Genomic DNA, 20,862 nt, shown 5'->3' with positions numbered 1-20,862 from the left:
CAGTTCAGATTAGGGGATCAGGCGGGAAGGAAGGGACTGGCCCGACCCGAGTAGGACACGTAGAGCAGCTCGTTCGCCCGTGTGCACGCGACATAGAGCAACCCCCGTTCTCGCTGCAGGTCGTGCGCTCGGGCCGTCGGATCCTCGGTGGCGGGAGTGAGCGCGTCGGGCGCCGGGATGATCCCCTCTGCGACACCTATCACGGCCACCCGCCGGAACTCCAGCCCCTTCATGCCGTGCAGCATCGTGACTTTCACCTCGATGCCCGCGTCACGCAGGGCGGCTCTGGCCATCCGCACGATCTCCACCGTGCGGGCCGAGACCGCGATCTCCTCGGGGGCCACGCCGTCGGCCAGCCAGTCGCTCACGTGGGCGACCAGGCCGCTGATCTCGGCGTCCTGGGAGACGTACTCGCGCACCAGCGGGCGCGGGCCGTGGACGGTGGAGCGGTAGCCGTACATCTCCGCCGCGCCCTCGACCAGGCCGTCGACCGGGCCGCCGCCGCGCAGCCGGACGCCGAAGGAGAGGATCTCGTGCGGCAGCCGGTAGGAGATCTTGAGGTGGAACCGGCGGACCGGGATGCCCATGCCCGCCAGGGCCGCGCGGGTGTCGAACATGCGCTGGTGGGGGTCGCCCACGATGAACATGTCGTTGGGGCCGGGCGGCACCGCCGCCCTCAGCAGCCGCCACTGCGCCGGGTGCAGGTCCTGCGCCTCGTCGATCACCACGTGTTTGTACGGCTCCCGCCCCGGCGCGTCGCTCTCGAGCACGTCGGTCGTGCGTCCCAGTAACTCCGCGCCTTCCGAGGCGAGCTGGAGGAGGGTCCGGCGGCCCTGCTCCCGCAGGCGGCCCTCGACGTGTTCCACCGCCCGCCACACGTTGGTGCGGATCTCCCGGGACAGCTCCGCGCCCCGGCCGGGGCGTTCGGCCGACAGGTACTCCTCCAGCGTCCGCAGGTTCTGGGAGAGGATCACCTGCTCCCACTCGCGCAGCAGGAACGCCGCGCCGAAGCGGCTGCCGGCCGCCTCGGCCCACAGGTTCGTCACGTCGCCGACCAGCGTGGGGGCCTTGCCCTCGTGGGCCGAGACGATGCGGTGGGCCAGCCGGTCGACGTTGGTGACCTCGACCCGCTTGCGCACGATCTCGTCGTCGATGATCAGGTCGAGCTTGGCCGACAGCTCGTTGGCCAGCACCTGGGAGAAGGTGGTCAGCAGGATCGGCCCGGTGTTCTCCTTGGCCAGGAAGGCGGCCCGGTGGAGGGAGATCACCGTCTTGCCGGTGCCCGCGCCGCCGGTGACCAGGACCGGGCGGTCGTAGACCGGCCAGTTGGCGTAGGTGTGCTGCGGCGGATAGAGGAACGTGCACCAGTGGGGCTTGGTCAGCACCCGGTCGAGCTCGACCCGGTCGGCGGCGAAGGCGGCCTTGCCGGGGGAGCGCTGGAGCGCCCCTTCCAGGTCGTCGACGTCGACGTTCTCGACCGAGGTCACCCGGCAGCCGTCGAGCTCGCGCCAGGCGTCGGTCAGCGACCCGCCGCGGGCCAGGACGGCGAGGGGGGCGTACTGGCTCTCCGGCAGCAGCGGTTCCACGGCGGCCAGGTGGGCGTCGGTGGCCATCATCCGGACCATCGGGAGCAGGAGTTCCTGGTCGATGCCGATGTCGATGAGGTCGGTCTCGCAGATGTGGCCGTAGAGGCGCTTAGCCGACCCGGCGGCCGACCGGCGGAGCGCGGGCTCGACGCGGGCCAGCGCCTCGGCGTCCCAGACCTCGATCACGCCGATGGCGGAGTTCACGGTGAAGCGGTGCCGCTGGGCGTAGGTGTACGCCTCGGCGTCGGGCAGGACGGTGACCAGCCAGTAGACGTCCCGCTGGCGCACGGCCACCGCGCGGTGCCGGTCGGCCAGGCGTAACGTCGTCACCCGGGGGTCGCGCGCGTTGCGCACGCGCTCGGGCACCGGCCCGGCGGGCGAGTTGTGCAGGAACCGCCTGACGGAGACCACGGCGTCCCGTCGCACCGGCCGGGCCAGTGCGGCGAGGTCCTGCGTGAAGTCCAGGGAGACGGCGAGGCGGGGCATGGGGGGCCTATCCCAGCAGGGACAGCAGGTCTCTGTCCCCACGTTCTCGGAGGTGGGCGCGCAGCTCGTCGGGCGTGGTCGGCCCGGTGAGGCCGATCCGGGTCGCGATCACCCGGTCGGCCTGGTCAGAGGTTCCGCCGGGGGCCGTGTAACCGACCAGGCGCAGCGCCCGCGCGATCGTGTCGCCGGTGGTGGCGGCGGGGAGATGGCGGACCCTGAGCATGCCCTCGTCGGAGAGGGTGAGAAAGATGTGGCTGCCCTCCTTGGCCGCGACCTCGGTGAGGATGCGGCCGAGTGAGTCTATGGCGGGAGACTCCCGCCAGGTCATCGTGACGTCTCCGGCGGCGCTGCGCACCGTTCTTTCGCCACCTGGCGACAACCCCAGATAAAGGGCGAAGCCCTCGGGCAGCGCGACGGCGGTCCCGGCCAGGTGGCCCCCGTCGACGTCGACCCGCAGCCACCAGCGCCCGTCGGGCTGGCGGAAGCAGCGCTGCGTCTGGGAGACGTCGGCGGGCCCGAAGGACGGGGGGGCCGGAGCAGGTGGTGGGGCCGCGCCGTTCGGACTCTGTATCCGCAGCTGCGGCACGTTCTCCAGCCACTCCTTGGCGACCTCGGGGTGGATGCCGAGCGTGGAGACGAGTTCGAGGGCCCGCGACACGGTCGGCGGGCGGTCGGCGTTCACGATCAGGGCGCGGGTCCGTTCGTGCAGCTCGGCCAGGTCGCCCTGGACGATCCAGTCGCCCGAGACCTGATAGCCGGGCAGCGTGGCCAGCACGAACTGCCACGCCAGCACGTCGAGGGAGGGCAGCTCCCGGGTGTGCCACTCGGCGGCGTTCACCAGGCGCGACTTGGGCGCGGCCACGCCCAGCAGGTCGGTCAGGTTGAGCAGGTAGGCGCGGTAGCGGGCGGCCACCGGCGAGGCGACCCATTCCCGCAGGCGCGAGCGCAGGGCGTGCTCGGTCGCCTCGACCTGGGCGGCGGGCACGCCGAGCAGCTTGGAGAGGGACTCGGGAGAGGTCGGCGAGTCGGTGAAGACCCGGTTCTGCGCGACCATCCAGCTCTGGTCGTCGAGCGAGGCGAACACCCGGTCGATCACGTCGGGCAGGTCGAGGTCGTCGTCCTCACGCGGCTGCGGCACGGCGGATGACACAGCGGATGACACGGCGGATGACACGGCGGATGACACGGCGGGCGGGGAGGTGGCCGGCCCGTCGGCGGCGGCGTCCTCGGCCACGGGCCTCTCGGGCGCCGCCTTGGGTTCGAAAGGCGCCCGCGCGCTGCCGTTCAGCCGCGCCTTCGTCTCGACCTTGGGCACGAAGGGCGTCTTCAGCGCGGCCTTGGTCTCATAGGGCTCTTCGGCGGGGACCGCGACGGGGATCTTGGCGGCGACCTCGGCGGGGAAGGACGGCTTCGCCGGCGTCTCGCCCCCGGCGAGCTTGGTCAGCACGGCCGCGTAGAGCGCGGTGATCAGCGGCCGGGCCTTCACGAACGGCTGCTCGGTCAGCTCCCGCCCGGTCAGCGCCAGCAGCCCCGCCCACGATCCGGCCCGGTCGAGCGCGATCCCCACCTGGGGGTCGTCGGCGTCGTCGGCGTCGAGCACGTGAAGGGCGGGCAGCACGTCGCCCACGGACGCCGCGGGCCAGTGGTCGAGCGTCAGGTCGGTGAGGAGTTCGGCGAGCGCGTCGGGACCCAAGGCCGCCAGCACCCGGCTCATCGGCAGGGACCGCCACCAGGCGTCGGGCAGTCCGGCCCGACCGGCCAGGATGGCGGCAGCGTCACTCCAGCGCAGCGGTGGCACGAGGTCACTCAGGCAGAAGTTCATCGCTATCCCCATCACTTCCGTAAGACCAGACCATAGTCTGGCAAATCCCCTGCCGTGGCGGGAGTTTCATCCGTGACGAACAGCCACAAACGATGGTGTCACCCTTCAGTGGCGCACCGCTGCGAAACGGAGTCTCACGTAGTCGGCCATCCAGCCGGAGTCGTGGCGCAGGGCGGGGGCGGCGAGTTCGTTGACCCGCCGGAGCAGCGAGTCGACCGTCGCGGGGGAGAGCCCGTCGAGCAGCGAGGCGGCGAACATCCTCACCCAGTCGGCGGCGCCGTTGGGGCACTCGTCGAGGGGGGTCGGCCGGTCGAAGTGCTCCAGGATGCGCAGCGTGAAACCGGCGCGTTCCAACCGGACGGCGTACTCCGCCGGGCTGGGGAAATACCAGGGCAGTTCGGGCTCGCGAAGACCGTGTTCACGCCAGGCGGTCAGCATGGCGGAGGTCAGGGCGGCGCAGTTGCCGGCCCCGCCGAGCTCGGCCACGAACCGGCCGCCCGGCCGCAGCGCGTTGCGGACGTTGTCGATGACCGCGTCGGGGTCGCGGTGCATCCAGTGGAGGGCGGCGTTGGAGAACACCGCGTCGAACGGCTGGGCGACGCCGAAGTCGTGGCCGTCGCCCACCGTGAAGTCGAGCCCGGGGAACTGGGCGATGGCCGTCTCGATCATCGCGTGGGACCCGTCGATCCCCAGGACGTACGCCCCGCGCAGGGCGATCTCACCGCTCAGCACGCCGGTGCCGCAGCCGAGGTCGAGCACGCGCTCACCCGGCTGCGGGTCGAGCAGCTCCACGAGGGGAGCGCCCTGCGCCGAGACGTAGCCGAACGAGCTGTCGTAGGCGCGAGCGTTCCACCTCATGAGCGGAGGTGTGTCATATCGCAAGATGGGCTCACTTCCACGGTTGTCCGGCATCACTGTACGCCAGCCGTGGAATCAGTGTTTTTCAGCTCATTTGCTGAGACCAGTGTTGCTGGAGATACGTCTTGGCGGCGTCCTGCTGCGGGATGGTCAGGAAGACCGGGCTCCCGTTGACCTTGGGCAGCTTCCCGGCCGCCTCGTTGTCGAGGGTGGCGCGCATCTGCATGGCCTCCATCCGCGAGGGCCGCGCGTAGCCCCTGAGCAGGATGTTCTGGCCCTCGTCCGAGAACACGAACTCGGTCCACAGGCGGGCGGCGGCCGGGTGGGGCGCGCTCGCGCTGATGGCGTGGACGTAGGGCGAGGCCAGGACCGAGCCCGCCGGGATCGTCACCTGCCAGTTGGCCGCGTTGGCGGCCGACCGGGCCGCGTTCAGGTAGTCCCAGTCGATCACCGCGGCGGCCTGCTCGGGCGCGGCGGCCAGGGCCCCGGCCTTCTTCAGGGCCGCGAAGGTCTTCACGCCCCTCTTGGCGTCGAACCGGTCGCCCTGCATGGAGGCCGCCATCACGCCGTTGAAGCCGCTCGCGTTCTTCAGCGGGTCGCCCGCGAGCGCGACCGTCGTGCCCGCCGGGCGGGCCGTCGGCGCGAGGAGTTCCGTGTACGACACCGGCGCCTTCATCCTGCGCGGGTCGTAGCCGATCGACATGTAGCCGCCGTACCCGGCGTACCAGGCGCCGTTGGCGGCCTTGACCTCGTCGGGGATGTCGGTCCAGCCGGTCACCTGGTAGGGGGCGAACTTGGCGGCGTTGGCGAGGGCCACGTCGACGCTGAGGTCGAAGACGTCGGGCTTGGCGGCCGAGGCGGCGGCGTCGATCTGCTGCTGGCTGTTGGCCGCCGGATTGAGCGACTCGATCTGGACGCCGTACTTGTCGGTGAAGACGTCCATCAGCTCGCCGTGGTTGACCCATTCGCGGGGCATGCCGACGACCGTCAGCCTGCCCTCCTTCTGGGCGGCCTCGACCAGCCGGTCCATGGTGCCGAAGCCCGCCTGGAGGCTGGCGCCCTTGACGTTGACCGGCGGCAGGGCCTTGGTCTCGCCGCCCTGGGACGAACATGCCGCGAGGGCCAGGAGGGCCGCCAGCGCGGGAGTGGTCACGAGTCTGGTCACGATTCGAATGCTTGGGGCCATGTCGCGCCGCGTCGAGGCGGCACGCCTCAGCCGGGGACGACCTTTGCCGCGGCCATGACCTTTTCCGGGAACTCGACCAGCGTGCCGTCCCTCCTGCGTACCGACAGCATGCCGTTCTCCCACGTCTCGAGCACGCCGACGACGTCGCGGAACCCCTCGGGCAGCGCCCGCCGCACCGTGACGCGGCGCCCGACGTCGGCCGGAGAGATGGTCACCTTGAGATGGAAGGCCACGACATGCCCCCTCCCTGTTCCGGCCACCTGACAGTCACCGCAATACTAGGACGGAGCAACCTGCGGCCCATGTCGTGCCGGAAAGAAGGAGCTAGAGGTGACCTACGTCATCGCGCAGCCTTGCGTGGATGTCCTGGACAAGGCGTGCATCGAAGAGTGCCCTGTCGACTGCATCTACGAGGGCGAGCGCATGCTCTACATCCACCCCGACGAGTGCGTCGACTGTGGGGCGTGCGAGCCGGTCTGCCCGGTGGAGGCCATCTTCTACGAAGACGACCTGCCCGAGCAGTGGAAGGACTTCTACAAGGCCAATGTTGACTTCTTCCAGGACCTTGGCTCGCCCGGCGGCGCGTCCAAGGTGGGGAAGATCAACGCTGACCACCCGGTCGTGGCCGCCCTGCCGCCGCAGGCCGAAGACCACTGACCTGACGTTCGACGGGAGCCCTTCGTGATCGCCCTGCCCGACTTCCCGTGGGACAGCCTGGCCTCGTACAAGACCATCGCCGAGGCCCATCCCGGCGGGATCGCCGACCTGTCGGTCGGCACCCCCGTCGACCCTGTCCCCGAGGTCGTGCGCAGGGCGCTCATCGAGGCCGCCGACAGTCCCGGCTATCCGCTGACCTACGGCACGGCCCGGTTGCGCGAGGCGGCAGCGGGCTGGCTGTCCCGCCGCCACGGCGTGACGGCCGACCCGGCGGGCGTGCTGCCGACGATCGGCTCCAAGGAACTCGTCGCCTGGCTGCCGACCCTGCTCGGCGTCGGCCCCGGCGACAAGGTGATCTTCCCCGAGCTCGCCTACCCGACCTACGACGTGGGCGCCCGGCTGGCCGGGGCCGAGCCCTTCCCGACCGACGGCCTGCTCTCGCTCGGCCCGGAGCGGGTGCCCCTCGTCTGGGTCAACTCGCCGAGCAACCCCACCGGCCGGGTGCTCCCGGCCGAACACCTCGCCAAGGTGGTCGCCTGGGCCCGCGAGCGCGGCGCGGTCGTCGCCTCCGACGAGTGCTACATCGAACTGGGCTGGGAGAAGCGCCCGGTCTCGATCCTCCACCCCGACGTGTCCGGCGGCTCCCACGAGGGCCTGCTGGCCGTCCACTCGCTCTCCAAGCGCTCCAACCTGGCCGGTTACCGCGCCGCCTTCGTCGCGGGCGACCCGGCGCTGGTGAAGCGGCTGCTGGAGATCCGCAAGCACGCCGGGATGATCGTGCCCGAGCCGGTCCAGGCCGCCATGACGGCCGCCCTCGGCGACGACGCCCACGCCGACGAGCAGCGCGCCCGCTACTCCGCCCGGCGCACCGCCCTGCGGGCCGCCCTGGAGGCCGCCGGCTGGCGGGTCGACCACTCCGAGGCCGGCCTCTACCTGTGGGCCACCGACGGGACCGGCTGCTGGGACCAGGTCGCCCGGCTGGCCAAACTGGGCGTCCTCGTGGCCCCCGGCAGCTTCTACGGCACTGCCGGTGAAGGCCACATCCGTGTAGCGATCACCGCCACAGACGAAAGAATCGGCGCAGCCGTCGCACGCCTCACTACCGCATAGGTGAGCCGCCCTCATATGGGCTGATATGGCGCGATTGTGTTGATAGGATCGCGCGCCATGACGACAGCGGTGGTGCTCGGTCTGTGCCTCGCGGCGGTGGTCGTCGCGGTGGTCGTCTACGTCGCGTCCGCCCGCCGCGACGGGCGTGACCGGGCCGGCGCCGACGTCGGGACCGATGCCGATTTCTTCGACGACTTCGCCGACCCCGACTACTTCGACCCCCGCACCCTCCAGGTCGGCGACACCGCCACCGTGGAGGGCACCCGCTTCAAGGCCATCGGCGCCCTCCACCTGATGCGGCAGGGCGACGAGTGGACCGAGCACCTGCTCGACGACGGCAGCCGCCGGGTCCACTGGCTCTCGGTCCAGGAGCGCCCCGAAGGTCTCGAGGTCATGCTGTGGACGCCGGTCCAGGCCCAGGGCATGGTCCCGGCCAAGAGCATGCTGATCATGGAAGGCGTCGAGTTCTTCCCCGGCGAGCGCGGCACGGTCGCCTACCGGGCCGAGGGCATGACCGGCCTGCCCGAGCGCGGCCTGCTCGACTTCGCCGACTACCGCGCCCACGACGGGCGGCTGCTGTCGTTCCAGCGGGTGCAGGGCGGCCAGTGGGTCGCCTCCTACGCCTCGCCGCTCACCCCCGGCTCGATCCAGGTCGACCGCAGGGCCTGAGGGCTCAGCCCTGCTCGACCGTCTTCCACCCGTCGTGCCCGGTGGCGGCGGCCCACACGTAGCCGTCGAGGACGACCTCGCGCAGCCCGTAGACCGGCGCGTGGGTGACGAACCAGGTCGCCTTCAGCCAGTCCTCCCTGGACGCGCCCCTGGCCCGGGTGAACTCCTTGGCCGCGGCGGCCTGCTGCGGCGGGGGCGGCGTCTCCTTCGGCGGATACCAGCAGTGCACCGCCCGGGGCTGGTCGCCGCGGAAGGCGGTGGCCAGGATCTCGGCGTCGCGCCGGTGGTCGGCGTAGGCCCCGCCGTCGGCCGAGCGCTGCACCGCCTGGGCGGCGTCGTGGAGGCTCATGTCGAGGTAGCCGTCGACCTTCTCCAGGGCGGCGAAGAAACGGCGGGTGGAGTAGACCGGGTCCATGATCTGCTTGACCGTGCCCCAGCCCTGCGAGGGCCGCTGCTGGAAGATGCCGACCGAGTCGCGGTCGCCGAAGGAGATGTTGGTCAGCTTCGACTCCTGGATCGCCGTGATGTAGGCGATCTCCAGCGCCCGCTTGGGCAGCTTGCGGCGGGCGGCCACGGCGGCGATCGTCGAGGCGATCTGCGACTGCTCCAGGTCGAGGTCGAGCGTCCCGCCCGGGACGTCGATCGTGCAGCCCTCGCCGAACGCGAACGGCTCGGTCTTCTTCAGGAGCTGGTATCCCGCGAAGAAGATCGCTCCCGCCAGGACGACCACGATGGCCACGATGGTCAGGGCTGTTCTGGAGGGGCGCCGGGTCACAGCCCAAGAACCTACCTTCTCGCAGGCCTGCCGTAGGCTCGGCTGACATGCGACTTGATCAGGACGTGAAGGCGCTGACCGCCGATCTGGTGGACATCGCATCGGAAAGCGGGGAAGAGAAGGCCCTGGCCGACGAGATCGAGGAGGCGCTGCGGCGGCTGCCCCACCTGACCGTCGACCGCCACGGCAACAACGTCGTGGCGCGCACCTTCCTCGGCCGGGCCGAGCGGGTCGTCGTGGCGGGCCACCTCGACACCGTGCCCATCGCGGGCAACGTGCCGAGCCGGGTCGAGGGCGGCCGCCTGATCGGCTGCGGCGGCACCGACATGAAGGCCGGCGTGGCCGTCCAGCTCAAACTGGCCCTCCTCGGCGACCCCAACCGCGACCTGACCCTCGTCTTCTACGACCAGGAGGAGGTCGAGGCGGCCCGCAACGGCCTCGGCCTGCTGGTGCGCGAACACCCCGACTGGGTGCGCGGCGACTTCGCGGTGCTGATGGAGCCCACCGACGGCGTGATCGAGGGCGGCTGCCAGGGCACCGTCCGGGCCGAGATCCTCTCCACCGGTGTACGCGCCCACAGCGCCCGCGGCTGGCTCGGCGTCAACGCCATCCACGGCGCCGGGCAGATCATGAACCGGCTGGCCGATTACACACCGCGTGAGCCGGTCGTCGACGGCCTGAAATACCACGAGGGCCTCAACGCGGTGCTGATCCGCGGCGGCCACGCGGGCAACGTGATCCCCGACGAGTGCGTGGTGACGGTGAACTACCGCTTCGCCCCCGACCTCACCGAGGAGCAGGCCCAGAACCACATCCGCGAGGTCTTCGACGGCTTCCAGGTGACGATCACCGACTCGGCCCCCGGCGCCCGCCCCGGTCTGGAAAACCCGGTGGCGGCGGCGTTCGCGCGCGCGGTGGGAGGCGAACCCCGGGCGAAGGTGGCATGGACCGATGTGGCCCGTTTCTCCGCGCTCGGAGTTCCGGCGGTGAACTATGGACCGGGCGATCCCGCGATGGCCCACAAAGTCGACGAATACGTCGAACTCGACAAGATCGTCGAGGCCGAGCGGGTCATGACGGGCTGGTTGAAAGCGTGACGCGGGCGGCCGAAGGCCGACCGTGGCTCGCGCTCTGAATCTGCCCCGTAGACAGGGCTTCTGGCTGGAGAAAGAAGAAAGTGGCTTTCCTCGCCGGCCATTTGGCGGGGAAAGCCACTTTCCGTCCCGAGCAGCACCCTCGACTGTTAGACGCGGCCTGAGCGAAATCCGGTTCCACGGTTCCGGATGGATTCTCAAGATTTTTTCGACGGCCATCCGGAGGGGCTAGCGTGGCGTCCCATGAACACGATTCGCCGCGAACGCCGCCAGGGCCCGCAGCTCCTCCGGGGCGAGATGGTGCCCGACTCCACCCACGACCAGCGCCTGCTCGACCGGCGCGGACCGGCCGACTGGCTCCACATGGATCCGTGGCGGGTGCTGCGCATCCAGGCCGAGTTCGTCGAGGGCTTCGGCTCCCTCGCCGAGCTCCCGCCGTCCGTCACGGTCTTCGGGTCGGCCCGCACCAAGCCCGACTCGCCCGACTACGCGCTCGGCGTCCGCCTCGGCGGCGCGCTCGCCGACGCCGGCTACGGCGTCATCACCGGCGGCGGCCCCGGCTGCATGGAGGCCGCCAACAAGGGCGCGGTGGAGGCCGGGGGCATCTCCGTGGGCCTGGGCATCGAGCTGCCGCACGAACAATCGATGAACGAATACGTCAACCTGGGCGTCGAGTTCCGCTACTTCTTCGTCCGCAAGACGATGTTCGTCAAGTACTCCTGCGGCTTCGTCACCCTGCCGGGCGGCTTCGGCACCCTCGACGAGCTGTTCGAGGCGCTGACCCTCGTGCAGACCCGGAAGGTCACCTCGTTCCCGGTGATCCTCATGGGCACCTCGTTCTGGAGCCCGATGATCGACTGGATCAAGTCGTCGCTGCTGGGCGAGGGCAAGATCTCCCCGCAGGACGTCGACCTGATCAGGGTCACCGACGACGTCGACGAGGCCGTGCGGATCATCGTGGAGGCCGACCGCCGCCGCGAGGAGGAGGCGAGCCTCGTGGGAGACGCCCAATAATGTACGTCTGCGTTTTCTGCGCCTCCTCCCAGAAGATCGACCCGAAGTACTTCCAGCTGGCCGCCGACGCGGGGGCCGAGCTCGCGCGGCGGGGCCACCACCTGGTCAGCGGCGGCGCGATCGTGTCGTGCATGGGCGAGGTCGCGCGCGCCGCGCGGGCCGGCGGCGCCCAGACGATCGGCGTGATCCCGCAGGTCCTGGTGGACATCGAGATCGCCGACACCGAGTCGACCGAGCTGATCGTCACGACCGGCATGCGCGAGCGCAAGAGCGTCATGGACGCCCGCTCCGACGCCTTCCTGGTCCTGCCGGGCGGCATCGGCACGATGGAGGAGCTCTTCGAGATCTGGACCGCCCGGGTCCTCGGCATCCACCGCCGGCCCCTGGTCCTGCTCGACCCCTGGGGCCTCTACGCCCCCCTGAAAGACCTGGTCAGCGACATGTACGACCAGGGCTTCACCCGCCCCGACGTCTTCGACGGCATCTCGTGGGCCACGAGCGTCGACGAGGCCTTCGACCTGCTGGAGCAGCCCGTTCCCCGGATCACCCCCGGAGTCGACGAGGCTTAGGCGAGCCCTCGCCGGGCCAGGGCCGGTGGCCTGCGCCCGGCGATCGCCTCGGTCATCGCCAGCGCCTGGGCGATCGAGTCGGCGTGGGCCGGATCGGCGACCCGGAACGCGGTCGAGCCGCGCCAGGCCATGACGGCGGCCACGGCGACGGCCTCGTCGAGGTCGGCGGGCAGCTCCACGACGGGCCCGGAGGCGGCCTCGCCCGGCCGGAGGATGTCAAGTGGCACGTCGTCGATGCTCTCACGCTCACCACATGTGGCACGATTCGTATGTGCTGGTCGTACTCGTTCTCGCCGCGCTCGCGGTCGTGGCCTGCGTGGTCTGGGTGTCCATGGGCCAGGGCGGGGCGATGGCGGAGTTCCCCCCCGACGTGCCGCCCCTGGAGCTGCCCGAGGCCGCTCAGGTGACCGCCGTCGACCTGGTGACCGTGCAGTTCCCGGTCGGCCTGGTCGGCTACCACACCGGTTCGGTCGACGAGACCCTCCAGCGGGCCGCGACCGCCATCCGCGACCGCGACACCCGCATCGCCGTGCTCGAACAGAAGGTGGCCGAGCTGATGGCGGGCCGCCTCCAGGCCCGTCACGAGATCTACGCCCCGCCGGCCGGACCGGCCGAGGCGGTCGAGGCGGAAGAGTCATGGTGATCCGCTGCGCCTGGGCCACCAGCGACCCGCTCTACCTCGACTACCACGACCACGAGTGGGGCCGCCCGGTCCACGGCGACGACAAGATCTACGAACGCGTGACCCTGGAGGCCTTCCAGTCGGGCCTGGCCTGGATCACGATCCTGCGCAAACGGGAGAACTTCCGCCAGGCCTTCGACGGCTTCGTGATCGAGAAGGTGGCGGCCTACACCGAGAAGGACGTCGAGCGCCTGATGGCCGACGCCGGGATCGTCCGCAACCGGGCCAAGATCGACGCCGCGATCGCCAACGCCCGCGCAGCCCTGGAGCTCCCCGAGGGGCTCGACGCCCTGGTCTGGAAGTACGCACAGCCCGACGCCCCCGTCCGCGCGTCGATGGCCGAGATCCCCGCCTCCACCGAGGCGTCGAAGGCGCTGGCCAAGGATCTCAAGAAGAATGGCTTCCGGTTCGTCGGCCCCACCACGGCCTACGCGCTGATGCAGGCGATCGGCCTGGTCGACGACCACATCGAAGGCTGCGTGGCTAGGTCGTCGTGAGCGTCCGCTCCACGAACGCCGCCGCCCTCGGCATCAGCCGCGACGCCTCCTGCTCGAAATAGGCCCGCGCCTTGTCGCCGGGCCAGCCCGACGGCAGCAGCGCCGAGGGTAACCCCGGATCGCGGAACAGGAAGTTGCGCCAGGTGTGCACCAGCCGCGACCTGACCGCGAAGACCCGGTCGTCGGGGGCATCGCCGGGCAGCCCGTCGATCAGCGGCCGGGCCCCCGCCAGCCACTCCTCGTAGGCGCGGCCGATCGCGTCGAGGTCCCAGGCGCGGGCCAGCAGGTCCACCGGATCGCCGTCCAGAACGGCTTCGAACCGGTCGGCGCGCAGGTCGAGCTGGTCGAGTTCGGCCGAGGCCCGGGGCCCGATCCAGGTGGTCTCCGACAGCGGTGCGTACCCGAGGAAGGACAGATGGGCCCGCACGCGCTCCCGCCGGCTCCGGTCGCGGACGGGTTCGATCACCAGCAGGTGCCAGCGGCCCGGCCAGGTGATCGTGCCGCCCCGGTAGACCCGGGCGGCGGCCTCGTCGAGGCGTCGGACACATTTCGGTGTGGCCGCGTAACCGGCGCCCTGCGGCAGCCGGACCGGGTCGAGCCAGCCCTGCCGGACCATCCGGGAGATCGCGGTCCGGACGGCGGGCGCGGCGATCTCCAGGGGCGCCAGAAGCCGGACCAGGGCGGCCACCGAGGCCTGCCCTCCCCGGCTGCGCAGATGGTCCCCGTAGAGGTCGAAAAGCGCTGCTCGGGCGTTCACCCCACCCAGTGTGGAGTCAGGAACTGTCTCCGACAATCCATAGGCGAACCGCTTTGATCCTCAACCGAGTCCTCTCCCGTTACCTTTTTGAACCCGGAGGCGGGATAATAGGACATCACAGAAGACGTGAATGCGCCGGCCACCCTTCATTGGACGGCCGACAACGCGGGAAGGGATACACGCATGGCGGCGATGAAGCCGCGGACTGGTGACGGTCCGCTGGAAGTCACCAAGGAAGGCCGGGGCATCGTCATGCGGGTCCCGCTCGAAGGTGGCGGGCGGCTTGTCGTCGAGCTATCGGCGGATGAGGCCGGCGCCCTCGGCGACGCGCTGAAGAACGTGGTCGGCTGACTACAGCCGGATATCGAGCGACGTCGGCCCCGCCGCGGACTTCCGCGCCGGGGCCGCATCATTTGGGGCAGAGACCCAACGCGAGCCACGGCTCGCGCCTATTTCCCGACGTGGAGAGACCGTGCCCATAGTGACCACCGTGACCACCGTGGCCGATGTGGACGGCGACGCCGAATTCCTCGCCGTCCCGTTCGGCCCTGACCTGGCCCCCGACGTGGAGCTGCCGGTGCCCGCCCCGGCCCTGCTGGCCCACTACGAGGCCAAGGGAGAGCCCGGCGAGGTCGTCGAGATCCCCGTCGCCGCCACCGAGGGCGTGCGCAGAGTCCTTCTGTACGGCACCGGCCCCGCCCCGGCCGACCTCCGCAAGGCGGGGGCCGCGCTGGCCGGCCGCGTCCACGGCCGCGACCGCCTGACCATCGTCGCCCCGCCCGAGGGCGACGTGGCCGAGCTCGTCGCAGGAGCACTCCTGGGCACCTACAGCTACAAACTGGGCGAACCGAAAACCACCCCGGTCCACGAGATCGTCGTCTCCGGCGCCGACGCCGCGGCGGTCGCCCGGGGCGAGGCGCTGGCGAAGGCGACCAGCGACGCCCGCGACCTGACCAACACGCCCAGCTCGATCAAGTCACCGGCGTGGCTGGCCGAACAGGCGGCCGCGCTGGCCGGCGAGGGCGTCAAGGTCACCGTCGACACCGAGCTGACCGGCTTCGGCGGCATCCGCGCGGTCGGCCAGGGCTCGGTCAACCCGCCCTGCCTCATCACGATGGAGTACGCCCCCGCCGGGGCCACCCGCCACGTCGTGCTGGTCGGCAAGGGCATCACCTTCGACACCGGCGGCCTGTCGCTCAAGCCCTCGGCCTCGATGAAGGACATGAAGACCGACATGGCCGGCGGCGCCGCCGTGATCGCCGTCATCTCGGCGCTGAAGGCCTTCGAGGTGCCCGTCCGGGTCACCGGCCTGATCGCCTGCGCCGAGAACTCCTTCGGCGGCAACGCCCAGCGCCCCAGCGACGTCATCACCCAATACGGCGGCCGGACCGTCGAGGTGCTGAACACCGACGCCGAGGGCCGCCTGGTGATGGCCGACGCGATGGCCTACGCCGACCGCCACCTCGACCCCGACGTCCTGATCGACATCGCGACGCTGACCGGCGCCGCCAAGGTCGCCCTCGGCACCGGCTTCGGCGCTCTCTACGCCACCGACGACGCCCTGGCCGACAGCCTGCTGAAGGCCTCGGCGCGCAGCGGCGACCGGCTGTGGCGGATGCCGCTGCTGGCCGACTCGCGGGAGGCCCTCGACTCCGACGTCGCCGACCTGGCCAACGTCGACAAGAAGGGCGGCGGCGGGGCGGGTTCGGTGCAGGCGGCCCTGTTCCTCAAGGAGTTCGCGGGCGAGCGCCGCTGGGCCCATCTCGACATCGCCGGCCCGGCCCGCAACGAGAAGGGCTCCACCGGCTTCGGCGTGAGGTTGCTGCTCGACTGGCTCAGTTCGTCAGCTTGACGGCGGCGAGCAGGCCGTCGCCCAGCGGCAGCATCAGCGGGCGCAGCCGCTCGTCGCCCTTGACCAGACGGCCGACCTCGCGGACGGCGACCGATTCGGGGTCGCGCTGCGTGGGGTCGGCCACCCGGTCCTGCCACAGGGCGTTGTCGAAGGCCACGATCCCGCCGGGACGCAGCAGCCGCAGCGACTCGGCGAGGTAGTCGCCGTATTCCTGCTTGGCGGCGTCGCAGAAGACCAGGTCGTAGCCGCCGTCGGCCAGGCGCGGCAGCACGTCGAGCGCGCGCCCCACGATGAGGCGGGTGCGCCCGCTGGCGAACCCCGCCTCGGCGAACGCCTGGCGGGCCAGCCGCTGGTGTTCCGGCTCGACGTCGACGCTGGTCAGCGTGCCGTCAGAGCGCATTCCCCGGAGCAGCCACAGACCCGAGACGCCACAGCCGGTTCCGATCTCGACCACCGACCGCGCGTTGACAGCGGTCGCCAGGAAGCAGAGCGCGGCGCCCCCGCCGGGGAGGATGGGCGTGGCGCCCACCTCCTCGCCGCGCTGTCGCGCGTTGCGCAGGACGTCGTCCTCCGGGACGAAGTCCTCCGCATGGGCCAGGCTCGCCGTGTTCATGGTTGGCAAGCGTAGGGGAGTACGCCCCGATCGGGAACTCACGCCGCAACGGGGACGTTGCAGCTTTGAACGGTCTTTGTTCTGTCCGTTCGCCGCTGGTACGCAGGAAGGGGCGAAACCAGGCACTATGGCTGTAGCAACGGTCCTGGAGAAGGGATTGCCGGTGGACGATCACGACCACCAGGCGGGTGCAGAGGCGTCCACCTGGACACCTCCCACCTGGGAGGAGGTCGTCAGAAACCACTCGGCACGGGTCTATCGGCTCGCCTACCGGCTGACGGGCAACATCCACGACGCCGAAGACCTGACCCAAGAGGTCTTCGTCCGGGTGTTCCGGTCGCTGTCCAGCTACCAGCCGGGCACGTTCGAGGGCTGGCTGCACCGCATCACGACCAACCTGTTCCTCGACGGCGCGCGCCGCAAGCAGCGCATCAGGTTCGAGGGTCTGGCCGACGACGCCGCCGAGCGCATGCACGGCCGGGAGCCGTCCCCCGAGCGGGCCTACGACGACAACCACCTCGACGCCGACATCCAGGCCGCGCTCGACGCGCTGGCTCCTGAGTTCCGGGCCGCCGTGGTGCTCTGCGACATCGAGGGCCTCTCCTACGAGGAGATCGCGGCGACGCTGGGCGTCAAGCTCGGCACCGTCCGCAGCCGCATCCACCGGGCGCGCGCGCAACTGCGTGACGCGCTCGATCACCGTGCGCCGCGCGGTGACCAGCTTCCCCCTTCATCTTTCACCCGGGAGGGAGCATGACGCATCTTGGTGAGCGCGTTTCCGCGCTGATCGACGGCGAGCTCGCGCACAACGAGCGCGAGCGAGCCCTCGCCCATCTGACGTTCTGCGCCGACTGCCGTGCCGAGGTCGACGGGATGCGGGCGCTGAAGAGCCGCCTGCGTTCGCTCGACCCGCCCGCCATGCCGGTCGACCTGACGATGACGCTGCTGCGGATGGGGGACATGGGCCCCCCGGCCCGCTCCCTACCGAGCCAGTCGCCCCGTCAGCTGCCCGGCCCCTACAGCATCGCCCCCGCCGACACCCGTCCGGCGCGCCGTCCTTTTGGTGCGACCGGCCCCGGCCGTAGCCCCCGGCGCCGCGCGGCCGGTTACGTCGCGGTCGGAGTCGCCTCGGCGGCGGTCGCCCTCGGGTCGCTGTTCCTGGTCAACGGCGAGCCTCGCCCTGCCCCCGCGCCCGAGATGATGTTCCCCCCGCAGGTCACCGCGTCGCCTCACGGCAGGCTGCCGGGCTCGCCGACTCCCGGTCCCTCGCCCAAGCTTGTTCCTTGACGCGACTAACCGTCACCACGTCTGGGCAGTGAGACGGCATACGATCTGGCTTGACACGGGTCGTATGCCGAGACTGGGTGGCGGCCCCGCCACAATCGCTGGGAGTGACTGCACCGATGACCGACGACACGCGTGACGACGACGCGTACGGGCGGCCTGTGTTCTATCCGGCGGGCGAGTGGGACGAGGAATACGCCCCCCGCCAGCCTCAGCAGCCGGGCGCGGCCCACCCGCCGCCCCCACTCCCCGGCGGGGAGCCGACCCAGAGCTATTTCCCGCCACCGCCACCCGCCGCCTACGGCATGGGTGAGGGGTGGGCGCCACCGCCCGGCGTGACGTCCGAGCTGCCCCGGCGGGAGCGCCGCTCCGGTCCCCGCACGAGCACTCTGGCCGCTCTCGGGCTGGTCGTGGCGCTGGTGGCCGGTGGGGCCGCGTCGTGCGGCACCTATCTGCTGACGCGGCCGAGCGCGGGTCTCGACCCCGGTTACGCCATCCCGACGCCGGCCGCCGCGCCGACCGGGCGGGCGCCCGAGTCGATCGCCGGGGTGGCCGCCAAGGTGCTGCCGAGCGTGGTCTCACTTGAGGTGCAGGGCAGCGGGCAGGCCGGCACCGGTTCCGGGTTCCTGATCCGGGGCGGCTACATCGTCACCAACAACCACGTCGTGGCCGCCGCCGCGCGGTCGGGCGGGGCGATCCGCATCCGGTTCGCCAACCGCGAGTCGACCACCGCCCAGATCGTGGGGCGCGACCCCAACTCCGACATCGCCGTGGTGAAGCCCGACGAGACGTTCGGCGCGCCCGAGGCGACGCTGGGCAACTCCGACTCGATGGTGGTCGGCGACCCGGTCATCGCGATCGGCTCGCCGCTGGGCCTGTCCGGCACGGTCACCACCGGCATCGTCAGCTCGCTCAACCGGCCCGTCGAGGCGGGCGGCGAGAGCGGTCGCGACTCGGCGCTCATCAACGCCATCCAGACCGACGCCGCGATCAACCCCGGCAACTCGGGCGGCCCGCTGGTCAACGGCCGGGGCGAGGTGATCGGGGTCAACTCCGCCATCGCCACCATAGGGGCGGGCCAGCAGCTCGGCGGCCAGCAGTCGGGCAGCATCGGCCTCGGCTTCGCCATCCCGGTCAACCAGGTCCGCCGGATCGCCGAGGAGCTCATCTCGACCGGCTCGGCGCGCACCTCCCGGATCGGGATCACGATCGACCAGAACTACCAGGGCGAGGGCGTCCGGATCGCCGACACGCCTGACCGTGGGGTTCCGCCGATCACGCCCCAGGGGCCCGCCGACAAGGCCGGGCTGCGGGCCGGTGACGTGATCCTGGAGGTCGACGGGCAGCCGATCAGCGACAGCCGCGAGCTGATCGTGACGATCCGCAGCAAGACACCTGGCGATCGGGTTCCGTTCACCTACACGCGGGCGGGCGCCGAGCGCACGGTCGACGTGGTGATCGGGGCGGCCCCCGCTCCCTCGGCCCAGCCCTCGTAGCACGCCTGCCCGGGCAGTAGTGTGATGGCGACGTCTGATTCACGACGGTTCGGGCAGGGCAAGGGAGATCTACGGTGTTCGGACTCGGCTGGGCGGAGATCCTGGCGCTGATAGTCATCGCGCTGCTCGTCTTCGGGCCGGAGAAGCTGCCCGGTGTCGCCTCTCAGGCGGGCCGGACGCTGCGCCAGCTGCGGGAGATGGCCAACAACGCGCGCACCGACCTCGAGGCCAATCTGGGGCCGGAGTTCAAGAACTTCGACCCGGCCGACCTCAACCCCAAGAACTTCGTGCGCAAGCACCTGCTCGACGACGTCGAGAAGGACTGGAACGCCACGCCGGGCGAGACCGCCGTCGCCGACCCGCCGCCCGCCGCGGTGGCGGTCGAGCTGACGGCGGGCGAGATCCCGCCTTATGACAACGAGGCCACCTGAGCAAGCGAGACGCGGACGGCCCCGGGCCGGCCGTGGCTCGCGCTGGGGATCCGCCTGAATGACACGCGAAAGGCCCGCTCCTCGGAGCGGGCCTTTCGTTTTCCACGTCGTGCCTGGTCCGTCTGGTGCGGAACCACTACGGCCGGTTGGCGCCGGAAACGGCGCGAACCGGGGCGCGGGGCGGCGCCAGGGTGGGCGGAGCCGTAACGGAGAAAGAGGGTTTTCTAGCGGGCGGGGCTGATGTCGAGCTTCATGCCCTTGAGGCCGCCCTTCTTCTTGCTGAGGCCCGCGGCGATGCGGCGGAGTTCGGCCGCGGCGGGGGCGTCAGGGTCGGTGAGGACCAGCGGCTTGCCCTCGTCGCCGCCCTCGCGGAGGCGGGTGTCGATCGGGATCTGGCCCAGCAGCGGCACCCGGGAGCCGAGCGTGCGGGTCAGGGCGTCGGCGACGGTCTGGCCGCCGCCCTCGCCGAAGACCGAAATGCGCTCGTCGCAGTGGGGGCAGGGCAGCCAGGACATGTTCTCGATGACGCCGGCGATCTGCTGGTGGGTCTGGGCGGCGATCGAGCCGGCCCGCTCGGCCACCTCGGCGGCGGCCTGCTGGGGCGTGGTGACCACGAGGATCTCGGCCGACGGCATGCGCTGGGCGACCGAGATCGCGATGTCGCCGGTGCCAGGCGGCAGGTCCATCAGCAGGACGTCGAGGTCGCCCCAGAACACGTCGGCGAGGAACTGGTGGAGCGCCCGGTCGAGCATCGGGCCGCGCCACACCACCGCGTGGTTGCCCTCGGGCTTGAACATGCCGACGGAGATGACCTTGATGTCGTGGGCCACCGGCGGCATGATCATGTCTTCGACCTTGGTCGGCTTCTCGCCGACGCCCAGCATGCGCGGGATGCTGTGGCCGTAGATGTCGGCGTCGACGACGCCCACCTTGAGGCCCGAGGAGGCCATCGCGGCGGCCAGGTTGACCGTCACCGACGACTTGCCGACGCCGCCCTTGCCGCTGGCGACCGCGAAGACGCGGGTCAGCGAGCCGGGCTGGGCGAACGGGATCTCCTTCTCGGGGCCCCGGTTGCCGCGCAGTTTCGTTTGCAGAGTTTTACGTTGCTCGGCGCTCATCACGTCCATCTCGACGGAGACGCGCGTGACGCCGTCGATCTTGGAGACCGCTGCGGTGATGTCGCGGGTGATGGTGTCTTTCATCGGACACCCGGAGACCGTGAGGTAGACGCCTACGCGCACCAGCCCGTCAGGGGCGATGTCGATGCTCTTGACCATGTCGAGCTCGGTGATCGGCCGGCGGATCTCAGGGTCGTTGACCGTCGCCAGGGCCGCCGTCACCACTTCTGGGGTCGGTGCCATGTAGTCATGCTACGAACTGGCGACCTGTCATACGAATCGAGGTCGCGCCTCTAGGATGACGCG

The 20,862-nt window shown here is 71.0% G+C and carries 24 protein-coding genes; 14 read left to right on the top strand and 10 right to left on the bottom strand.

Annotated elements, in window-relative coordinates; genetic code table 11:
- Positions 1 to 17: 17 nt before the first annotated feature.
- The 5 genes from AW270_RS31835 to AW270_RS31815 form a co-directional block, all read right to left on the bottom strand.
- Positions 18 to 2,072, bottom strand: coding sequence for a UvrD-helicase domain-containing protein (locus AW270_RS31835; RefSeq protein ID WP_061299829.1), 2,055 nt, complete (start codon positions 2,070 to 2,072; stop codon positions 18 to 20).
- 7 nt (positions 2,073 to 2,079) lie between these two features.
- A complete protein-coding gene (locus AW270_RS31830) occupies positions 2,080 to 3,894 on the bottom strand; it encodes a hypothetical protein (RefSeq protein WP_061299828.1) in 1,815 nt (604 codons plus the stop codon).
- 105 nt (positions 3,895 to 3,999) lie between these two features.
- A complete protein-coding gene (locus AW270_RS31825) occupies positions 4,000 to 4,752 on the bottom strand; it encodes a class I SAM-dependent methyltransferase (RefSeq protein WP_061299827.1) in 753 nt (250 codons plus the stop codon).
- An 85-nt stretch (positions 4,753 to 4,837) separates the two neighbouring features.
- Entirely contained in the window at positions 4,838 to 5,917 is a 1,080-nt protein-coding gene (locus AW270_RS31820; protein ID WP_245674956.1) for an ABC transporter substrate-binding protein, read from the bottom strand.
- Positions 5,918 to 5,964: 47 nt separating this feature from the next.
- Positions 5,965 to 6,171, bottom strand: a complete 207-nt coding sequence (locus AW270_RS31815; protein WP_061299826.1) for a putative acetyltransferase — start codon at positions 6,169 to 6,171, stop codon at positions 5,965 to 5,967.
- Between the two features lie 97 nt (positions 6,172 to 6,268).
- On the opposite strand from AW270_RS31815, the gene fdxA reads away from it, so the two are divergent.
- The 3 genes from fdxA to AW270_RS31800 are packed head-to-tail and all read left to right on the top strand — an operon-like array spanning position 6,269 to position 8,374.
- Positions 6,269 to 6,595: a ferredoxin gene (gene fdxA / locus AW270_RS31810; protein ID WP_061299825.1), complete on the top strand. Its 327-nt coding sequence runs from the start codon at positions 6,269 to 6,271 to the stop codon at positions 6,593 to 6,595.
- Between the two features lie 24 nt (positions 6,596 to 6,619).
- The gene (gene dapC, locus AW270_RS31805) at positions 6,620 to 7,705 is read left to right on the top strand and encodes a succinyldiaminopimelate transaminase (RefSeq protein WP_061299824.1); all 1,086 of its coding nucleotides are present in this window, start codon (positions 6,620 to 6,622) and stop codon (positions 7,703 to 7,705) included.
- A 57-nt stretch (positions 7,706 to 7,762) separates the two neighbouring features.
- Positions 7,763 to 8,374, top strand: coding sequence for a DUF4178 domain-containing protein (locus AW270_RS31800; RefSeq protein WP_061299823.1), 612 nt, complete (start codon positions 7,763 to 7,765; stop codon positions 8,372 to 8,374).
- Between the two features lie 4 nt (positions 8,375 to 8,378).
- Here the strand turns inward: AW270_RS31800 and AW270_RS31795 are convergent, their stop codons facing one another.
- Positions 8,379 to 9,149, bottom strand: a complete 771-nt coding sequence (locus AW270_RS31795) for a hypothetical protein (protein WP_245674955.1) — start codon at positions 9,147 to 9,149, stop codon at positions 8,379 to 8,381.
- 47 nt (positions 9,150 to 9,196) lie between these two features.
- Here AW270_RS31795 and dapE point away from each other — a divergent pair, with 47 nt between their 5' ends.
- The 3 genes from dapE (at position 9,197) to AW270_RS31780 (ending at position 11,826) form a co-directional block, all read left to right on the top strand.
- A complete protein-coding gene (gene dapE / locus AW270_RS31790; RefSeq protein WP_061299822.1) occupies positions 9,197 to 10,246 on the top strand; it encodes a succinyl-diaminopimelate desuccinylase in 1,050 nt (349 codons plus the stop codon).
- 240 nt (positions 10,247 to 10,486) lie between these two features.
- Entirely contained in the window at positions 10,487 to 11,257 is a 771-nt protein-coding gene (locus tag AW270_RS31785) for an LOG family protein (RefSeq protein ID WP_061299821.1), read from the top strand.
- Positions 11,257 to 11,826 carry an LOG family protein gene (locus AW270_RS31780; RefSeq protein WP_061299820.1) on the top strand — a complete coding sequence of 190 codons (570 nt, stop codon included), beginning with the start codon at positions 11,257 to 11,259 and terminating at the stop codon, positions 11,824 to 11,826. Before AW270_RS31785 ends, AW270_RS31780 begins: the two co-directional genes overlap by 1 nt.
- Here the strand turns inward: AW270_RS31780 and AW270_RS31775 are convergent.
- Positions 11,823 to 12,053 carry a hypothetical protein gene (locus tag AW270_RS31775; RefSeq protein WP_061299819.1) on the bottom strand — a complete coding sequence of 77 codons (231 nt, stop codon included), beginning with the start codon at positions 12,051 to 12,053 and terminating at the stop codon, positions 11,823 to 11,825. The two genes, AW270_RS31780 and AW270_RS31775, sit on opposite strands and share 4 nt — an antisense overlap.
- A gap of 44 nt (positions 12,054 to 12,097) precedes the next feature.
- On the opposite strand from AW270_RS31775, the gene AW270_RS31770 reads away from it, so the two are divergent.
- Both AW270_RS31770 and AW270_RS31765 read left to right on the top strand, forming a co-directional pair.
- Complete coding sequence (locus AW270_RS31770; protein ID WP_061299818.1) at positions 12,098 to 12,469, top strand: hypothetical protein; 372 nt, start codon at positions 12,098 to 12,100, stop codon at positions 12,467 to 12,469.
- Complete coding sequence (locus AW270_RS31765) at positions 12,463 to 13,005, top strand: DNA-3-methyladenine glycosylase I (RefSeq protein WP_061299817.1); 543 nt, start codon at positions 12,463 to 12,465, stop codon at positions 13,003 to 13,005. Before AW270_RS31770 ends, AW270_RS31765 begins: the two co-directional genes overlap by 7 nt.
- Here the strand turns inward: AW270_RS31765 and AW270_RS31760 are convergent.
- On the bottom strand, positions 12,992 to 13,762 hold the full coding sequence (locus AW270_RS31760) for a PaaX family transcriptional regulator (protein ID WP_061299816.1): 771 nt from the start codon (positions 13,760 to 13,762) through the stop codon (positions 12,992 to 12,994). The genes AW270_RS31765 and AW270_RS31760 overlap by 14 nt on opposite strands.
- A 183-nt stretch (positions 13,763 to 13,945) precedes the next feature.
- On the opposite strand from AW270_RS31760, the gene AW270_RS38135 reads away from it, so the two are divergent.
- Together AW270_RS38135 and AW270_RS31755 are read left to right on the top strand one after the other, a co-directional pair.
- Positions 13,946 to 14,113, top strand: coding sequence for a DUF3117 domain-containing protein (locus tag AW270_RS38135; RefSeq protein WP_081898355.1), 168 nt, complete (start codon positions 13,946 to 13,948; stop codon positions 14,111 to 14,113).
- A gap of 121 nt (positions 14,114 to 14,234) precedes the next feature.
- A complete protein-coding gene (locus AW270_RS31755) occupies positions 14,235 to 15,614 on the top strand; it encodes a leucyl aminopeptidase family protein (protein WP_061299815.1) in 1,380 nt (459 codons plus the stop codon).
- Here AW270_RS31755 and AW270_RS31750 read toward each other — a convergent pair.
- Positions 15,598 to 16,227 (bottom strand): O-methyltransferase, encoded by a 630-nt coding sequence (locus tag AW270_RS31750; RefSeq protein ID WP_061299814.1) that lies wholly within the window; start codon positions 16,225 to 16,227, stop codon positions 15,598 to 15,600. The two genes, AW270_RS31755 and AW270_RS31750, sit on opposite strands and share 17 nt — an antisense overlap.
- 127 nt (positions 16,228 to 16,354) lie before the next feature.
- On the opposite strand from AW270_RS31750, the gene sigE reads away from it, so the two are divergent.
- The 4 genes from sigE to AW270_RS31730 all read left to right on the top strand — a co-directional run bounded on the left by sigE (position 16,355) and on the right by AW270_RS31730 (position 19,438).
- Entirely contained in the window at positions 16,355 to 16,984 is a 630-nt protein-coding gene (gene sigE / locus AW270_RS31745; protein ID WP_061299813.1) for an RNA polymerase sigma factor SigE, read from the top strand.
- Positions 16,981 to 17,514, top strand: a complete 534-nt coding sequence (locus AW270_RS31740) for an anti-sigma factor family protein (protein ID WP_061299812.1) — start codon at positions 16,981 to 16,983, stop codon at positions 17,512 to 17,514. Before sigE ends, AW270_RS31740 begins: the two co-directional genes overlap by 4 nt.
- 116 nt (positions 17,515 to 17,630) lie before the next feature.
- Entirely contained in the window at positions 17,631 to 19,007 is a 1,377-nt protein-coding gene (locus AW270_RS31735; protein WP_061299811.1) for a S1C family serine protease, read from the top strand.
- A gap of 74 nt (positions 19,008 to 19,081) precedes the next feature.
- Complete coding sequence (locus AW270_RS31730; protein WP_061299810.1) at positions 19,082 to 19,438, top strand: sec-independent translocase; 357 nt, start codon at positions 19,082 to 19,084, stop codon at positions 19,436 to 19,438.
- Between the two features lie 224 nt (positions 19,439 to 19,662).
- On the opposite strand, the gene AW270_RS31725 is transcribed toward AW270_RS31730, so the two are convergent.
- Complete coding sequence (locus tag AW270_RS31725) at positions 19,663 to 20,799, bottom strand: Mrp/NBP35 family ATP-binding protein (protein ID WP_061299809.1); 1,137 nt, start codon at positions 20,797 to 20,799, stop codon at positions 19,663 to 19,665.
- Positions 20,800 to 20,862: the final 63 nt, after the last annotated feature.

The sequence above is a fragment of the Herbidospora cretacea genome (assembly GCF_001570605.1).
GTDB classification, from domain to species: domain Bacteria; phylum Actinomycetota; class Actinomycetes; order Streptosporangiales; family Streptosporangiaceae; genus Herbidospora; species Herbidospora cretacea.
The sequence above is the reverse complement of the archived record's forward strand: the minus strand, read 5'-3'. Positions and strand labels throughout refer to the sequence as shown.

What these genes read in the sequence shown, in the direction of transcription:
- sigE (WP_061299813.1), top strand. Translation starts at nt 16,355, where the DNA reads ATGGCTGTAGCAACGGTCCTGGAGAAGGGATTGCCGGTGGACGATCAC.
- AW270_RS31780 (WP_061299820.1), top strand. Translation starts at nt 11,257, where the DNA reads ATGTACGTCTGCGTTTTCTGCGCCTCCTCCCAGAAGATCGACCCGAAG.
- dapE (WP_061299822.1), top strand. Translation starts at nt 9,197, where the DNA reads ATGCGACTTGATCAGGACGTGAAGGCGCTGACCGCCGATCTGGTGGAC.
- AW270_RS31750 (WP_061299814.1), bottom strand. Translation starts at nt 16,227, where the DNA reads ATGAACACGGCGAGCCTGGCCCATGCGGAGGACTTCGTCCCGGAGGAC.
- AW270_RS38135 (WP_081898355.1), top strand. Translation starts at nt 13,946, where the DNA reads ATGGCGGCGATGAAGCCGCGGACTGGTGACGGTCCGCTGGAAGTCACC.
- AW270_RS31765 (WP_061299817.1), top strand. Translation starts at nt 12,463, where the DNA reads ATGGTGATCCGCTGCGCCTGGGCCACCAGCGACCCGCTCTACCTCGAC.
- AW270_RS31735 (WP_061299811.1), top strand. Translation starts at nt 17,631, where the DNA reads ATGACCGACGACACGCGTGACGACGACGCGTACGGGCGGCCTGTGTTC.
- AW270_RS31785 (WP_061299821.1), top strand. Translation starts at nt 10,487, where the DNA reads ATGAACACGATTCGCCGCGAACGCCGCCAGGGCCCGCAGCTCCTCCGG.
- AW270_RS31740 (WP_061299812.1), top strand. Translation starts at nt 16,981, where the DNA reads ATGACGCATCTTGGTGAGCGCGTTTCCGCGCTGATCGACGGCGAGCTC.
- AW270_RS31725 (WP_061299809.1), bottom strand. Translation starts at nt 20,799, where the DNA reads ATGGCACCGACCCCAGAAGTGGTGACGGCGGCCCTGGCGACGGTCAAC.
- AW270_RS31800 (WP_061299823.1), top strand. Translation starts at nt 7,763, where the DNA reads ATGACGACAGCGGTGGTGCTCGGTCTGTGCCTCGCGGCGGTGGTCGTC.
- AW270_RS31835 (WP_061299829.1), bottom strand. Translation starts at nt 2,072, where the DNA reads ATGCCCCGCCTCGCCGTCTCCCTGGACTTCACGCAGGACCTCGCCGCA.
- AW270_RS31830 (WP_061299828.1), bottom strand. Translation starts at nt 3,894, where the DNA reads ATGAACTTCTGCCTGAGTGACCTCGTGCCACCGCTGCGCTGGAGTGAC.
- AW270_RS31825 (WP_061299827.1), bottom strand. Translation starts at nt 4,752, where the DNA reads ATGAGGTGGAACGCTCGCGCCTACGACAGCTCGTTCGGCTACGTCTCG.